13 protein-coding genes are annotated in these 16477 nt (G+C 40.9%); 7 read left to right on the top strand and 6 right to left on the bottom strand.

All coding sequences use genetic code 11. The features are described from left to right. Positions 1-105 precede the first annotated feature (105 nt). Positions 106-555: a sigma D regulator gene (gene rsd / locus ACRRSQ_RS14080; protein WP_440876389.1), complete on the bottom strand. Its 450-nt coding sequence runs from the start codon at positions 553-555 to the stop codon at positions 106-108. 153 nt (positions 556-708) lie between these two features. Then, entirely contained in the window at positions 709-1629 is a 921-nt protein-coding gene (locus ACRRSQ_RS14075; RefSeq protein ID WP_440876388.1) for a S1/P1 nuclease, read from the bottom strand. Between the two features lie 136 nt (positions 1630-1765). On the opposite strand from ACRRSQ_RS14075, the gene ACRRSQ_RS14070 reads away from it, so the two are divergent. The 3 genes from ACRRSQ_RS14070 to ACRRSQ_RS14060 are packed head-to-tail and all read left to right on the top strand — an operon-like array spanning position 1766 to position 4397. Then, positions 1766-2878, top strand: coding sequence for an NAD(P)/FAD-dependent oxidoreductase (locus tag ACRRSQ_RS14070; protein WP_440876387.1), 1113 nt, complete (start codon positions 1766-1768; stop codon positions 2876-2878). Between the two features lie 56 nt (positions 2879-2934). Next, positions 2935-3759, top strand: a complete 825-nt coding sequence (locus tag ACRRSQ_RS14065) for a sulfite exporter TauE/SafE family protein (RefSeq protein ID WP_440876386.1) — start codon at positions 2935-2937, stop codon at positions 3757-3759. A gap of 26 nt (positions 3760-3785) precedes the next feature. Continuing rightward, the gene (locus tag ACRRSQ_RS14060; protein WP_440876385.1) at positions 3786-4397 is read left to right on the top strand and encodes a fumarylacetoacetate hydrolase family protein; all 612 of its coding nucleotides are present in this window, start codon (positions 3786-3788) and stop codon (positions 4395-4397) included. A 34-nt stretch (positions 4398-4431) separates the two neighbouring features. Here the strand turns inward: ACRRSQ_RS14060 and ACRRSQ_RS14055 are convergent, their stop codons facing one another. After that, complete coding sequence (locus tag ACRRSQ_RS14055; RefSeq protein ID WP_440876384.1) at positions 4432-5805, bottom strand: hypothetical protein; 1374 nt, start codon at positions 5803-5805, stop codon at positions 4432-4434. A gap of 238 nt (positions 5806-6043) precedes the next feature. On the opposite strand from ACRRSQ_RS14055, the gene ACRRSQ_RS14050 reads away from it, so the two are divergent. Continuing rightward, positions 6044-6589, top strand: coding sequence for a hypothetical protein (locus tag ACRRSQ_RS14050; protein WP_440876383.1), 546 nt, complete (start codon positions 6044-6046; stop codon positions 6587-6589). A 152-nt stretch (positions 6590-6741) separates the two neighbouring features. On the opposite strand, the gene ACRRSQ_RS14045 is transcribed toward ACRRSQ_RS14050, so the two are convergent. Further along, positions 6742-11238, bottom strand: a complete 4497-nt coding sequence (locus ACRRSQ_RS14045) for a putative Ig domain-containing protein (protein ID WP_440876382.1) — start codon at positions 11236-11238, stop codon at positions 6742-6744. Between the two features lie 684 nt (positions 11239-11922). Between ACRRSQ_RS14045 and ACRRSQ_RS14040 the strand changes: the two genes are divergently transcribed. Continuing rightward, complete coding sequence (locus tag ACRRSQ_RS14040) at positions 11923-12417, top strand: GNAT family N-acetyltransferase (RefSeq protein ID WP_440876381.1); 495 nt, start codon at positions 11923-11925, stop codon at positions 12415-12417. Between the two features lie 19 nt (positions 12418-12436). On the opposite strand, the gene ACRRSQ_RS14035 is transcribed toward ACRRSQ_RS14040, so the two are convergent. Both ACRRSQ_RS14035 and ACRRSQ_RS14030 read right to left on the bottom strand, forming a co-directional pair. Continuing rightward, on the bottom strand, positions 12437-13657 hold the full coding sequence (locus tag ACRRSQ_RS14035) for a CaiB/BaiF CoA transferase family protein (RefSeq protein WP_440876380.1): 1221 nt from the start codon (positions 13655-13657) through the stop codon (positions 12437-12439). A 19-nt stretch (positions 13658-13676) separates the two neighbouring features. Continuing rightward, positions 13677-14858, bottom strand: coding sequence for an acyl-CoA dehydrogenase (locus tag ACRRSQ_RS14030; RefSeq protein ID WP_440876379.1), 1182 nt, complete (start codon positions 14856-14858; stop codon positions 13677-13679). A 124-nt stretch (positions 14859-14982) separates the two neighbouring features. On the opposite strand from ACRRSQ_RS14030, the gene ACRRSQ_RS14025 reads away from it, so the two are divergent. Further along, on the top strand, positions 14983-15852 hold the full coding sequence (locus ACRRSQ_RS14025) for a LysR substrate-binding domain-containing protein (RefSeq protein WP_440876395.1): 870 nt from the start codon (positions 14983-14985) through the stop codon (positions 15850-15852). Positions 15853-15972: 120 nt separating this feature from the next. After that, entirely contained in the window at positions 15973-16425 is a 453-nt protein-coding gene (locus ACRRSQ_RS14020) for a hypothetical protein (protein WP_440876378.1), read from the top strand. The last annotated feature ends 52 nt before the right edge of the window (positions 16426-16477 follow it).

Raw genomic sequence — 16477 nt, 5'->3', positions numbered from 1 at the left:
TTATCACTCATTTATGTAGAATAACTACACGACAATCGCTCTGCCTTGTATAAATGGCAAACAATTCGCTGCAAAAAAATACACCAAAGGTCAACACGCTCTAAATTACGCTAGTTCTTTGTGGATAAGTTCTATCAGCTGATCTTCAAGCGCAAAACGTTGTTCAAGAAATTGCCCTAATTGCGACAAGTCGTTATCGAGTTGCGGCAAAGCATCGCTTGGTGTTTTTTTGATGTAGTAATCGTTAAACTTTAACGCAAAGTCAGTAGATGCATTTATTTTATCGATAAGCGCTAGGGTTTGTGTATGCTCAGGTGAGGCGGACTGATTAAAAATTTCGAAATGACCGGCGCAAATATAATCAATTAATACTTGGCAAAAATGCTTTAAATCAAAGTCATCAACAGGGGTATTGTTTTCACGAGTAAATGGCGGTAATCCGGCCAGTTGGCAATAAGCCACTAACAATGCTTGCCGTTCATCTAACCAGTTATCAATAGCTTTATGACTTCCTTGCCATTGCTGTTGAACCTTCTTCAGTTGCGTTAACATCATCTACTCCAGCATATCCAATTTGAAAAATAGAACACTTAATATGCGTTAGGTGTGTATGAAAAATCAACAGCTATTTCACTTGTCAGACCATAGCCGTTGCTGGTATTTAGCCAGAGTAGGTATTGTTTTTTCTCATATTATTTAACGATAAAGCTATAGGTGTTGTTCTAATAGCGCAGTTAATCTTGCTGCCGCTTTTACTAGTTGCCGTTCAAGTATTGGCGAGAACTGCTGCACATAGCGTTCATCAAGTACCAGCGGTTTGGTTTGCCTAGCTTGGCAAAACTTGTTGTTATCGAGTGTGCAGTACTTAAATGCCGGCATTTGTGTAATGGCAAACGACTCGTTAGCCCAAACGAGTATGTCGTCTTTTTGCCAACTTGTGATTGGCGATGTTTGCCATATTTGATGTAAGTTACTCACTAGCTGCTGTTGTTTGTTTTTGCCTTTTTTCAGGCGGTAGTTAACCAAACACTCATCCCAAAGCCAATGCAAGTTGTTGCACTTTTGCTGCGCGAGTTTAATTTTGATGCTGTTGCCGCCGCGATCGTCAGCAAAGCTAATATGCAATGGTTGATGAATGTCGCCTAACCAATGCCCTAAAAACATCAGTGCTTGTGTTTGTTGCCAGCCCGTTGTTGAGGTGAGTTGTTGTTGATGATAAGCAATTGCCGAGGTAATGCAGGGGGAATCACACGCTAATTGGGTAATTGGTGGTTGGTTGCGGCTAACATTGCGACTTATATTGCGGCTGATGTTGCGGCTGATGTTGCGATAATGCCACGTCTTGTATTTATCATAGCTTTTATCTTTTTTGATCGCATCGGCCCACGTGCAGCTGTCAGCAAAAGTAATTGCTTTTGTGCGCTTTTGGTAATTGTATTGATTAATACGCTGCTGCTCTTTTTTCGGAATGTGCGTTAATAATTGCAATATCTTCGCTTGAGAAGCCGCGGGTAATTGTTGAAAGCTCAATTGGCAAATCGCTTTATGACCCAGTTTGCTTAACGCATAACTGGGAGCAGGGTTAAAAAACATCAAGCTGATGAATAGCGAAAGTACATACTTGGTCATAATTTAGCAATGGTGTCCATAAGTTGAATTTATTAACATTAGCTTGTTGTGCTTTAATGTACATTAGCGCCTCACATTTTCAAATTAAAGCAATAACCTTTTTTATTACTAGTGCTGGCGAATAAGGAGTTATATTTTGCATAAGGTTGATGCCCTCGTGGTTGGTGCAGGCGTTATTGGCTTAGCTACAGCTCGCGAACTTAGCCAGCATCTAGAGCAAGTACTCTTGGTTGATAAACACCGTCATTTTGGGGAAGAAACCAGTAGCCGAAATAGTGAGGTTATTCACGCTGGACTTTATTATCCAAGCAATAGTTTAAAAGCTAAATTGTGCGTGCAAGGTAAAACGCTGCTCTATCAATATTGTCAGCAACGCCATATTGCTCACCAAAAATTAGGTAAATTATTGGTTGCTGAAAGTGATGATGAAATTAAGGTGCTTGAAGGTATTGAACAGCAAGCACTTGCTAATAATGTGTGCGATCTTTCCTGGCTAGATAAAGCGACATTGAGTCGCAAAGAACCGCACCTTAAAGCAAAAGCTGCGCTTTTATCACCGAGTACTGGCATTGTCGATGTTCATGCCTATATGCAAACGCTGCTCGCTGATTTACAAGCCAATGAAGGTCAATTTGTTGGGCAAAGCAAAATGCTGTCAGCAATTGCTAATGAGCAGGGCTTTGAAGTGACACTCGATAGCCAAGGCGAACACATTAAGCTGCAATGTCGTTATCTTATTAATAGTGCTGGTTTGCATAGCTGCGAGCTAGCTCAGTCGATTGTTGGGCTTAATTCTGCACATATTCCTAAGTTACATTGGTGTCGAGGGCATTATTTTACCTATCAAGGTAAAAGCCCTTTTAAGCAGCTTATCTATCCAATCCCTAGTGATAATGGCTTGGGTATTCATGCATCACTTGATACTGGTGGGCAATTAAAGTTTGGTCCTGATACGCAATATGTTGACCAATTAAATTATCAGGTTGACCCAAAGTTAAAAGATAAATTTGTGCAGGCAATTAAGCAGTACTTTCCAACACTTAACCCAGATAAGCTGCAACCAGGCTACTCTGGTATTCGGCCAAAACTGCAAGGACCCAGCGATAGCTTTAAAGATTTTGTTATCCAAAGTAGTGACCAGCACGGCGTAAATGGCTTAGTGAATTTATTTGGTATCGACTCACCGGGGCTCACTTCAAGTTTGGCGATTGCAAAATATGTCGGCCAGAAGCTGTCTCTTAGTCACTAGCAAGGTATACTAAGCTTCTTCTTTCTCGCGTTTAACTAATGTGAACACAATATAAAATGGATATAGTGATCAACCTCTTACCTTTTGCTGGCGTAATGCTTATTACCGGCATAGTCGCAGGCATTCTGGCTGGGTTATTAGGTATTGGTGGTGGGATTGTTATTGTACCAGTATTAGAGCTTGGTTTAGGTTTTTATGGTGTTGAACCAAGTGTGCGTATGCATGTTGCCATTGGCACCTCGTTGGCATGCATTATTTTAACCTCTATTTCTTCGACTAAAGCACATTACGGTAAAGGCAATGTTGATGTTGGCTTAGTTAAAGCTTGGGGGCCAGTAATCGTTATTGGCTCACTGGTTGGCACCTTAGGGGCGTCTTATTTAAACAGCCAAGTACTGGCGGCTATTTTTGCGATTGTTATTTTAATTGTCGCATTAAAAATGTTATTACCACTTGATAAAATAACGCTGTCGAAAGGTGTGCCGCGTGGCATCGCTGCGCCTGTTGCACCATTTATTATTGGCAGTTTATCGAGCATGATGGGCATAGGCGGTGGTAGCTTAACTGTGCCAACACTGACCTTAATGAATCAACAAATACATAAAGCGGTTGGTACTGCGGCAGTCTTTGGTTTGTTTATCAGTATTCCCGGCGCGATTGGTTTTGTCGTTTCTGGCTTATCGGTTGACACCTTACCACTGGGCAGTATTGGCTATGTTAATATCATTGGACTCGCGCTGATTGCGCCAATGAGCATTATAGCTGCGCCTTTTGGCGTGAAATTGGCGCAACGGCTGACTAAACGTCAGCTTAGTACCTTTTTTGGTAGTTTTTTATTACTTGTAGCCATACGCATGATTTATCGAACTTTTATTGCTTAATGTCATCAATTTTTAAGGAAGTTTTTGTGAATACTATCTCTGTTGATAACCAGCCGATCACACCATCAAAAGTGGTTTGCATTGGTCGAAATTACGTTGACCACATTACCGAATTGGGCAATGAAGTGCCTGATGAAATGGTGGTGTTTTTAAAACCTAATTCCGCTATTTCTGCTGAGCTAAATGCCTTTCATCAAGAAGCACTGCATTATGAAGGCGAGTTAAGCTTTGTTTATCAACAAGGTAAATTTACGGCGGTAGGCTTTGGTTTAGACTTAACCAAACGTGGTTTGCAAAGCCAGCTAAAATCGAAAGGTTTGCCGTGGGAGCGCGCGAAAGCATTTAACGGCGCAGCGGTATTTAGCCCTTTTGTCAGTTTAGATGTGATTAATGATGATTTATCGCTCGCTTTAGCAATTAACAATAAACCGACACAGGCCGGCGGTGTTGCATTAATGATGGTTAAACCACAAGATATTTTAGCCGAACTTGCCACCTTTATTGACTTAACCGATGGCGATATTGTGATGACAGGCACGCCTAAAGGCGTTGGACAAATTAATGTCGGCGATAACTTTCATGGTCAAGTCTTGCAAGGCGATAAGGTTTTAGTGGAAGCAAGTTGGCAAGCTAAATAAACCGAGCTTAAGTTAAAGCCCGGGCTAAATCTTACTAAAAAACGTCTTCGCTAGACTCTATTGCTTCAATATTAACAATTTCCGAGCGGTTTAATGTTATTTTAAATCGCTGTAAATACTCTGCTTTTTTTACTGTTTGCACTAACACTAGATTGATCTGATAACGCCTTTCCACCGCTTGTTGGGTAATTTTTTTACCGTCTAAGCTGTATAACCTGCCGGCACCTTTTTTCAAAAAGCGTACAAAGGGCGTTAAATTGAAAAATATCTGCTTTTGCAGTTTGTCATAACCGGGCAAAAACTCTTTAGCGATCACTTTGCTGTCGCTACGAAAGTGCAGCAAAATTGCCGGCTGTTTATTTTGCTGACGCCGTTTTTGAAATAAAGCATTAACCGCTTTGGGTAACTCTTTGGCTTTAATATACTCTAGCCAAATGGTTTGTAGCATAATGCGCTTTTTATTAACGCTATGCGAAAATAAATTCTGCCACTTAGGGCGACCTTGTTGTATTTTACGCCAAATGATACTGGTAAGGTCATCTTTAAATATTTCCCGTAAACCATAAATCACCCCGAGCAGTCCGATAAGCATTAAGGTGATTTCGGTAAAATTTGATCGAGCATTAAGCACCAGCATCATCACAAAAGCCATGATCACCGCAGTAACCGAGCCACGAACTAAGCGTTTTAAATTGGTATTTAAAATGCGGGTTTCTTTTTGGAAAACGACGCCATATTCAATTAAACGTTGCAGCAAACGCATTTTATTGGTGATGCGGTTGGGGTCTTCTAAGGTAATTTGAGAATTATATTGCTGGCTAGTGCGATAATCATTTTCGTTTTTGCATAGGGTGAATAAAAATTCGCGCTCTGCAGAAAAGTCACTACTTTTTGGTCCTTTGGCTAACAGCTTTAAAAAAGACTGTTCAACGTGCCAGCTTAAATAGTTATCGGCATTTTCAAAATAAGAACTTAGTTTGCTATCAGAAGGTGTATAGCGACGCAGTTTTTTTAATAAACTTAAGGTTTGATCTGCCAGCTCAATAACTTGCGGATAAAATTCATCGGCCGACTTTAGCTGTAAAACTTGTTTGCTGTCGGTATCTAAGGCAATGCGAATTTGATAGCAGAATAAATTAAGGTTTAGACGATAGTCATCTTGCTCGCCTTTGTTTTGACTAATAAAACGGCTGCGAACTAATGGTAGGTGTAACTTGTCAGAGTAATAAGCGCTGTGGCTTTTAATGCTACTGTTGAAGTAATTGTGCTCGTCTAAGGTGCTAGGGTCTATGCCCATTTCGACCGGCAACGAGAAATATAAATCTATACGTTGAGATTCTTGCGGTAGCAGTTGATAGGCTAACTTTATCGACAAGTTTTCGTCTTGGCTAAGCGTAATTTTATTCACTATATAGGTTTTCTCCTTTTGCCAATTAGATGGGATGGTGACTTATTTTATTATGCCACAAAATACTGGCGCTGTTAGATATATCACTTTTTTATTAGGTAGCGTTTTGTTACCTACAGCTAGTCAATTGACTAGTTAATTGACTACTTAGTTGACTAAAAAAATTTACACCATGCTGACGTTTCTCACGCAGGGAAGTTGCTAATATGGTGTGGTTGAAATCCAAACAGGAACATGTATGCTTTTTTCAAAAACTGTTGTTAGTTTATCGATTATTCCAGTGATTTTTTTAGCTGGCTGTTCTAGCTATCAGCCACCAGAACTTACGCCGATTTTTCATACCAATATTCAAGCCGATAATTCTAAAATGTTTACCCTGACGTTACTTGGCCGTAACGGCATTGCTGGTGATAGCAAAAATCGTCAAGGTGAAGCTAAACAAGATAAACCAGAAGGCGATAAGGGTACAAGAAAGGGCAAAGGTGGCAAAGCAGAAGGCGGTAAAAATGGGGGGAAAGGCGGCGGTCGCGGTGAGCGAGAAGGGCGTAATAGTCAAGCTGGTGGTACTCAAGTCAGCAGTCGTTCGGGTCAAGATCCAGAATTGATTAAGCAGTTAGAAGCGCATGTGTATCAAATGCTTGAGCAGCAACTAGTCGACAACCAATATTGTCGAGATGGCTATTTTGAATTAGAGAAAAGCTTAAATCGAGGTGTGATTGTCGTAAAAGGTGAGTGCATTGAAAGTGCAACCGAGCAAGATAGAGTGCGTTTTGAAAATAAGTAATCATCGCTAATTGTGATTGTATTTCTAATTTTAATACTATCTTTGAAAAGGGAATGAGTCGTTAAGTGTTAAAGTTAAATAGGCAGAAATAAAAATGCCGCTAGTTAACGTAGCGGCATTTTTTATCGCAATCTAAGTAACTCGTTTAACTTTTATGGGCGAGTTGCTGTAATGACAATATCATCCACGTAAGAAAGCTGCAGGTTATATTGACCACCAGAAGCGAAGCGAATTGTCAACGAGCTTTGATTTTCGGCTGCAACAGGTAAAACAACATCTCTTCGAACAAAACTAGCTGAATGCTCTTTAAACACAGTGCCTGCTTCCCATGTAGTACCGCCATCAAGAGAGTACTTCATGATGAGTCCATCTTTGTAATCTGGCATATCGGTTTTATACATGAAACTTACCGTGATATTCGTTAAACCGCTAGTATCCATAGGGGTGAGAATGTTCATGTTTGGCCAGTTATTTTTGAACCTGACACCGGTAGCACCATTTTCAGTTGTATTTGCATCCGCTGTAGATTGAACATGGTCGGTGGTACTTCTGTGCCACTTGTCTAAGCCATTTTCAAAATCGTCACTAAACAATGTTTCAACAGTCGGCTGACCTTCGCCAGCTGCGGCAACGGTAATGGTGACTTGTTGTGCTGCTGTGGTGTCTATGCCATCGGTCATGGCAAGGGTAAAGGTGTGATCGCCTACATCAGCTTCTGCTGGCGTACCCGTTAAGCTGGTACCGTCAAGCGTTAACCAAGCAGGTAAACCTTCGCCAATAAAGCTGACGTTATCACCGTCAAGATCTGTTGCTGATAAGTTTGCGCTAAACGCTTGGTCTTGTGTTGCGTTTAAGTTATCAACAACTAAATCACTTGGTGCATTGTTCGCTGCGACATTAATGGTAATGGTTTCACTGCTAGCGGCATTAATACCGTCAGACATTTCTATGGTAATCGTATTAGCACCAACATCACTTGCAGAAGGTGTACCTGTTAACGTATTGCCGTTAGCAATTGAATACCAAACTGGGTTGCCAGATTGATTTGCAATGCTGTAGGAAATAGCATCACCGTCGCTATCTGTGGCTGAAAGCGTACCGGTAAATACTTTGCCATGTTGTGCATCAGTATTATCGATCATCAAGTTAAATGGCGCAGTATTTGGCGGCGCTAATTCAGTCACTGAAATAGTAAAGTTTGCACTTATACTTTCTTTGCCGTCAGAAGCGGTTACCGTTACGACAAAGTCACCTGCGGTTGCTGGCGTACCAATTAAGGTATTGCTTGAGCCAGTTAACCAGGTTGCTTGCGTATCAAAAGTATAAGTTAAAGTGTCATTATCAGCATCTGTAGCACTTGCTGTACCTGTGTAAGCTTCGTCAATAATTGCGGCGAGTGGCGAGAATGTAAGACCCGTTGGCGCGCTGTTTTCTGCGGCAGTTACTGTGATGGTAACCGATTGGCTTACGGCAGAATTAATGCCATCAGCAACCGTAATCGTAATTGGGTAGTCACCCACTAATTCATCTGCTTGCGTATTCTCTGGTGTACCAGAGATCACTAAGCTATTTTCATCAAACGTTAACCAAGTAGGTAGGCCTGATACTGAATAGCTTAAGCTGTCGTTTTCGGTATCTACAGCGCTTACTTGAGCACTAAATGCAACACCTTCAACCGTAGTATTATTGCTTAACGAAATACCGTGTGGCGCGGTATTTTCCGTTACCGTCACAGCAAATGATTGCTTAACAACAGAGGTACCGTCAGAAACTGATACGGTAATATTGCTAGTGCCTACATCGCTTGCACTAGGGGTACCTGTTAGTTCTGACTCGTTTAGTGTCAACCAAGAATTATCGCCCTCTAGCGTAAATTCTAGCGCTTGTTCTTCAAAATCAGTCGCGGATACTAAAGCAGTAAAGCTGTGTCCTTGAATCGCTTTAGTTTCGCTGATTGTGATAGCAGTTGGTGCTTGGTTTGCCGCTACAGTTATTGATAAGTTTGAGGTAACCGTTTGCTCTTTATCCGTTACCGATATTTGCAGTGCATGCACGCCGATATCGCGTGTCATTGGCGTACCTTTAAGTTGATCACCTTCCAGTGTCAGCCATAACACTTCATTAGCCAGTGAATAAGCTAATGATTCGCCGTCAGCGTCTAAAGCAGATACCGTTGCGGTAAATTCAATATTTTCCACTGCGGTATTGGCGCTAATGGCAATATCGGTCGGTGGATTATTGGCGGCTTCAGCAATGGTCAAAACAAAGCTCTGTTCGATGCCTTCAATTCCGTCGTTAGCTGATAACGTAAGGTTTACTTCACCAATATCATCTTCTATTGGCCAACCAACTATGTCACTACCTGAAATACTTAACCAGCTTGGGCCTGCAACTATGGCGTAAGTAAGTGCGTCTTCATCGCTGTCGGTTGCTGAAACTTTTGCTTCGAAGTATTTGCCAAATGCACCTTGGGTATTGTCGATGGTTAAGTCCATTGGACGGTTATTGATCACGGTGATTTTCACTAAGGCAACCGCGCTTTCTTCAGAGCTTACTGAATTTGCGGTGTAAGTAAAAGTATCAACGCCCATGAAACCTTCTGCTGGCGTGTATTCAAAAGCGCCATTTTCTTCAAGCGTTACCGTACCGTTACTTGGTAAATCTAACAAGGTAGTGGTAATAGCGGTAGCGGTTGCTGATAAGTAATCATTGCTCGCCACGCCATGTTCAGCTGATACCGTTAATTTTTCACCCTGATGAATGTTATAGCTGTCGTGATTTGGGAAAAATACTGCTTCAGTTTTATCTCGACCAAGTACAGCACTTTTAGCATCCGTTTGTGCTTGCTGTTCGCTCATCCAGTTGGCTAAAAAGCTATTACTGTGCATGCGTAAAAAGCTTGCATTGTCTTTGTTTAAAAAGGCTGATAACGCTGGATCATCAGTTTTTGCCATCCAATCAACAAGCTGTTGTTCAAGGGTAACAATCGTTTGTTGGTATTCTGGGTTATCAATTTGATTAGTTTGTTCTAAGCTATCATTAGCTAATAAGTAAAACTCTTCTAATGCGCGAGTTTTATAAAAATCAACTTGTGCTTGCACCTCGCTGTTTGATGCGCCATTCGCTGCCATAGCTTTGAACGTTGCACCATCAACAATGTTGGTCACCATTTCTGTGGTGCCATCTGCCCATGGGTTGAAAATGTAGTTGTATTTAGCTGTTTGAATTGCGCGCATTGGGCGACGTTTTTCAGCAGAGCCTTCATAATAGGTTTTAAATACAGCGCTGGTATCTAAGCCTAATGCAGCAATTGCTGCTTCATCTTCTTCAGCCGTGTCAGAATTTTTATCAAACAATAGTGTTGCTAATAATGATTGCCCAGCAACTTGTTCAGGTACTTCAATATCAAGAGCAGATAAAATGGTCGGCATAAAATCAACGGTCGAGATCATGTCGGTGCTATTTGCTTGTTGAGCTGGCACTTTACCCGGCCAACGCACAATTAATGGAATATTTGAGCTTTGATTCCAAACATTGTTTTGAGCATATGGCATCGCCCAACCTTGGTTGCTGTATAAAATAACCAGCGTATTTTCGGAAAAACCCGATTGTTCTAGGGTTGCTAATACTTCACCAACAAGTGCATCACCGCGGCTTAACGAAGACAAGTAATTAGAAATGTCTTGCTCAATTTCGCTAATGCCCGTTGGTAAGGCAGATTTAATTGCCATATATGCCGGATCAGTGGGGCTGTATTGAGCTTGTTGCTCTGTTTCGTTTTCGTCTTTTTCAGCCGTAGATAGTGCCCAAAAACTTTGTTGTGGCTCAGGAACGTTGTAAGTAAAGAAAAATGGTTGGTCAGCAAGTCTGGCTTTTTCAAATAGGCTGTTAGCGACATTGGCTGCGGTTTCGATATTTTGCGAGTCAATATCGCTACCGATAATATCCCAAGCATATGGCGTAGACGGTGTTGCTTCACTGGCTTTACCTAAAATACCCACTAAGTAGTTATTATTTTTTAAGACATCAGGTAATAAAACCGCACTTGTTTTCCATACTTGTTGCGTACCTTCCACACCACTTTGGTGTGGGTACATACCCGTTATGACACTATTTAAGCTTGGGATAGTTTCCGTAACGACTGTGTGTGCCTTTTGGAATTTCTTACCTTGATTGGCAAAGGCATCAATATTCGGCGTTACACTACCGTCTTTAACATTATGGTATGTACCTAAATGGTTTCTATTGGTGCCATCGAGGTTAATAATTACCACGTTAGTCGGGCCAAAATCTTTAACATAAAAGTCAAAAGAGTTCGTTGAGCTAGCCTTACCGTCTGATACCAAAATTTCAATCGTATGCTGACCAATGTCTTGAGATGGTGGTGTACCAATTAATTGGTTGCCTGATATTGATAACCACTCAGGTCCACTTACGTACTCGTAAGTTAACGCGTCATTATCAGCGTCGTAGGCGGTTAAGTCTGTTGTAAAACTCTGACCATCAAACGCAATATTATTTTTTGCCGTTGGTATGCCTGGCGCACTATTATTAACATCTTCGGAATTACAAGCGGTTAATAAGCAGCTACCTATTAATATCGCAGGTAAGGCGCGATTTGTGACCAGCCTTTTTTTGATCGTTGGCATAAGTTATCCCCTCTATAACTTTTACTTTCTTAAAATATTAGTAGTATTTATATGATTAAATGTTCAATGTGTTCTAAATGAACTTAAAACATTGATAATCATTTTAAGTACAGTTGCTATTTTATTGGTTAAATTATTAGTAAATTTTCTATAGTGCCTGCATTTAGTTATTGACTCATCAGGCGGTGACTACATTATTTGTCGTTTTTGATAGTTAACCTTCTCGTTGTTCAGGTTAAGTTATTGTAAATATTATTTTTAATTATGTGTAATGGTTGTTTTTATTAACCATACTAAAAGGACAATATTGGAAATACCGTTAATTAACATGATTACAAAATTTTATTCCATAGCTTAAATAGTGATTACAATTCCCGCAAAGGTCAAGGTTTTTCTGTCTAATAATGTTACTTATGTGCAAATATTGTAATGTTATGGTATCTAAGTGTTTGTGGTTTCTTACTAATTAATTGTTATTTATATTATTAATCGAAAGGTGGATAGTTTGGCTTTTAATGCTGCTATTGCTGGTGTGTAACTGGGTATTTTGTTTATTCTTGAAACAGAAAAAGTTAGTCAGGTTGGCGGTAGATAAGGTAAGGTTAGGCAACGTGTAATTATCTGCTCATTCCTGAGCGGTAACACAATAGACAATCACGACATTTAGTACTTTTTGGATAATTTATGTTTCAACCCGCCGTTTCAAATCAAGATATCAATAGCGTTGTTTCCCTAGCACAACAAATATGGCCCGAGCACTACACTGCCATTATCGGTCAACAGCAAGTTGACTATATGCTTGCTCATTTTCATTCTACAGAAATCATCGCTCAGCAAATTCACGATGAGAATTACCGCTATTTTGTCATTCAACATCAAGGCAATTCGGTGGGTTATTTTGCCGTTCAAGTGCGCGCTAAGGCACTTTTTCTAAGTAAGCTTTATTTGCTTGCCTCGATGCGCGGTAAAGGGTTAGGGCGACAAGCGCTAGCGTTTATAGTGAAGCTTGGCAACGAGTTAGCTTTAACTGAAATAACCCTTACTGTGAATAAATATAACCATGGCTCAATTGCCGCATACGAGAAGTTTGGTTTTATTAAAACCGGCGAGATATGTGTTGATATTGGCCAAAATTATGTCATGGATGATTACGAAATGGCGTACTCGCTTAACTCTTAATTGCTATTGTTAAACCTTCTTAGCCAATTATTCCCTGTTTAAATAGTTGCTCGATAGCATCATCATCAAGTGCGAGTTCTTGTTTTAATAGTGCTTGGCTGTGTTGCCCTAAATTAGGTGCGGCGCTTTGGTAGCTTAGTGGTGTGGCCGACATGTTAATTGGGCAAGCAACGGTTGCTACCGTTTTGCCAGTTTGGTCGTTAACATGTTTAAGCATTTTCCTGTGTTTAATTTGCTCATGGGCAAAGACTTGTTCAACTGAATTTATCGCACCAACTGGCACGGATATTTGCTCTAAGGCATTTAACCACCATTGACTGGTTTGCTTGGCGATAATACTAGCAAGCAATGGCACTAGGGCTTTTCGATGTTTTACCCGTGCGCTGTTGGTTTGAAAGTTAGGGTTTTGCGCTAATTCAGCACATTGGGCGCGTTGGCAAAATTTTTCAAACTGAGTATCGTTTCCGATTGCCAGCAATATAGAGCCATCTTGCGTAGCAAAACTTTGGTAGGGCACAATATTGGGGTGTGCGTTGCCGCAGCGCTGCGGGTTTTTACCGCTGGCTAAGTAATTCATGCTTTGATTCGCTAATGTTGCTAGCTGTACATCAAGCAGTGCAATATCTATGTACTGACCTAATTGACGTTGCTGGCGAGCAAATAATGCCGCCAATATCGCATTGCTGGCGTATAAACCTGTCATAACATCAACCACAGCAACCCCTACTTTTATAGGGCTGCCATTAGGCTCACCAGTTAGACTCATCAAACCGCCTTCGGCTTGGATCATCGCGTCGTATCCAGCTTTATGCGCCCAAGGCCCTGTTTGACCAAAGCCAGTAATAGAACAATAAACTAATCGAGGATTAATGGTTTTGATGTAATCATAATCGAGTTGATATTGCTTTAACCCGCCAACTTTAAAATTTTCAATGATCACATCCGCTTTACGCGCCAATGCGTGAATAATCGCTTGCCCTTGGCTGGTTTTAATATCAACGGCGATTGATTGTTTATTTCGATTGGCGCAATGAAAATAGGCGGCATAGTCTGGCTGTTCTGGTTGAGAATTTTCAATAAAAGGAGGCCCCCAATAACGGGTATCATCGCCTTTTTTGGGTTGCTCAACTTTGATTACTTGAGCGCCCATGTCCGCCAGTAATTGTGAAGCCCAAGGCCCTGCCAATATTCGACTTAAATCCAGTACTTTAATGCCCTGTAATGCGCCAGTATTTTGCATAATTATTTCCTAAAAACGCTTAGCAGAATGCTTGAATACCGGTAATGGCACGGCCAAGAATTAAGGCATGCACATCGTGTGTTCCTTCATAGGTGTTAACCGCTTCTAGATTCATAACATGGCGAATTACGCCAAATTCATCACTAATGCCATTACCGCCATGCATATCTCGGGCGACGCGGGCAATATCTAGTGCTTTACCGCAATTGTTGCGTTTTAATAAGGAAATTAGTTCAACCGGACATTGGTTGTTATCCATTAACCTGCCCATTTGCAAACAGCTTTGCAGGCCAAGGCTAATTTCGGTTTGCATGTCGGCGAGTTTCTTTTGAATTAATTGATTGGCTGCCAGTGGGCGATTAAATTGCTTTCTGTCCAAAGTGTAATTGCGCGCGGCGTGAAAACAAAATTCAGCAGCGCCGATGCTTCCCCATGAAATACCATAACGGGCTTTGTTTAAACAACCAAATGGGCCAGCTAAGCCTTTAATTGTTGGGAAGATATTTTCTTCAGGCACAAAAACATTGTCCATGACTATTTCGCCGGTGATAGAAGCGCGCAGTGAAAATTTTCCGTCTATTTTAGGCGCGGATAAACCTGCCATGCCTTTTTCAAGGACAAAACCGCGGATAACGCCATCAAGCTTTGCCCAAACCACAAAAACATCGGCAATTGGCGAGTTGGTGATCCACATTTTATTGCCGGTGAGCAGATAGCCGCCATCAACTTTTTTGGCTCGGGTCGTTAAAGACGCGGGATCGCTACCAGAGTCAGGCTCTGTTAAACCAAAACAGCCAACCCATTGACCACTGATCAGTTTCGGTAAATATTTTTGTTTTTGCTGTTCGCTGCCATAGGTGTATATCGGGTGAATAACTAACGATGATTGCACGCTCATCGCACTGCGATAGCCGCTGTCTACGCGCTCAACTTCTCGAGCAATTAAGCCGTAACTGACATAATTAACTTCACTGCCGCCATATTCACTTGAAACGGTTGAACCTAATAAGCCTAGTTCGCCTAATTCAGTCATTATTTCTCGGTCGAAATGTTCATTGCGGTTGGCATTTAAGACACGAGGTAATAGCTTTTCTTGGCAGTAATTGCGTGCGGTATCGCGGATCATCCGCTCTTCTTGACTTAACTGTAGCTCTAGTGACATGGCGTCTTGCCAATTAAATGGGGTTAGAGATTGGCTCATTAGTAGCGCTCCAAAATAGCGTGTTCAATAAACCTACTTTAGTACCAAACAAATAATAAATATAATATATTAAAGCTATACTTTTAATATAATTTATATATGTGATTATTTAAGTGAAAAGATGATGAATTTAAAGCGTTTAGGCTATTTTTGCCAATTGGCAGAAGAAGGAAATTTTACGCGAACCGCTGAAAAAATTGGCATTGCTCAGCCTGCGTTGACTATTGCGATTAAAAAGTTAGAACAAGAGCTTGAGCTGACGTTAATTAATCGCAGTGAAAAAAAAGCGTATTTAACCGCTGATGGCAAGTTACTTTATCAGCGCGCCAAAGCTTTGCTTGCACAAGCTGCGCAAATGCAGTTGGAATTGTCAGAGCTTAAAGATCATCACCGCGGCAGTATTTCATTAGGCGTTTCAGCAATGATGGGCTCGTATTATTTTCCCCAAATGTTATCGAGCTTTAAGCAAAAATACCCCAACATTACCATTCATTTAATTGACCAAGGCACGGCTTCATTAGAGCAAAAGTTGCTAAATGGTGAGCTTGACCTTGCGCTGGTGCGCAGCGATCAGCAACATGAAAATATGCGTTATATGCCGCTTATTGAAGAAGAAGTGGTGGCAGCTATGGCAAGTGAGCATGTCTTGGCTCAACAGCAAAAACTGTCATTAGCGCAATTTTGTCAGCAACCCTTAGTGCTTTTTCATCAAGGCTATTTTTTGCGGGAAGTGGTAAGTCGTTATGCTAAATCAGAAAAGTTAGTGTTAGATGTGCGTATGGAAACGAATTTAATAGAACTGCAAAAATCGCTGGTTGCCAATAATGTTGGCATAACCACTTGTTTAGCCCGCATTGCTCAGCATGATAAAAACTTAACCATTGTGCCTTTTCAGCCAGCAATAAAATTTAAACTTGGGCTGGCGTGGAAAAGTAATTGTTACCTCTCGAAAGCGAGCAAAGCCTTTATTGAGCATGTGAAACAAAAGGACTGACGTCATTGGTGTGTTACGAATGCTTCGTATACAAGTCTTTGATTCATTGAGTAACTGCTATAGTCATAAGGGTAAGTGCTTTATTTGTCACTTATAACTTTTATCAATGGTAGGACGACAATGGCTCGACGTAATGATGTTAAAACAATAAATTCTGGCAATTCCAAGGGCAACGCGAAAGAGAGCTTAACGGTCAATAATTTACTGCAAAGTATGGATAAGCGCGACGCTGACAGTTTTTCTACGGCGCAAAAGTCTGCACTTCGAAAAGCGATAAAAGCAACGCAGTGGCGTCGCCATAGTATTGATGTAAGACCAACCTTAGTTTTGCCTTTTATGCCATGGAGTTTTTATTTAGTTTTCCTCTTTGGGCTTAATCGCAGACAGTTGTCATCGTCGGAGCGGGTGATGGCTTTTGGCATGTTCTTATTGGCAATCTTTATTTTTGGTTTGATGTTATTAGGGCTGATTTTATTATTGTTGTATGTCTTTAAATCCGCTTTAGGGATTGATTTATTTGCTAATGAGTCGCTTGGTTTGTGGGATGAAATTAAAAATATGTTTGCCGACTAATGGCGTTAACCGTGTAGATTTTTCACTAAACAGAAAATTAAAGCAGCAAACT

The sequence above is a fragment of the Thalassotalea sp. PLHSN55 genome (genome assembly GCF_052030545.1).
Taxonomy (GTDB): Bacteria; Pseudomonadota; Gammaproteobacteria; order Enterobacterales; family Alteromonadaceae; genus CANMXU01.
This window is presented reverse-complemented; position numbering and strand designations above follow the sequence as displayed.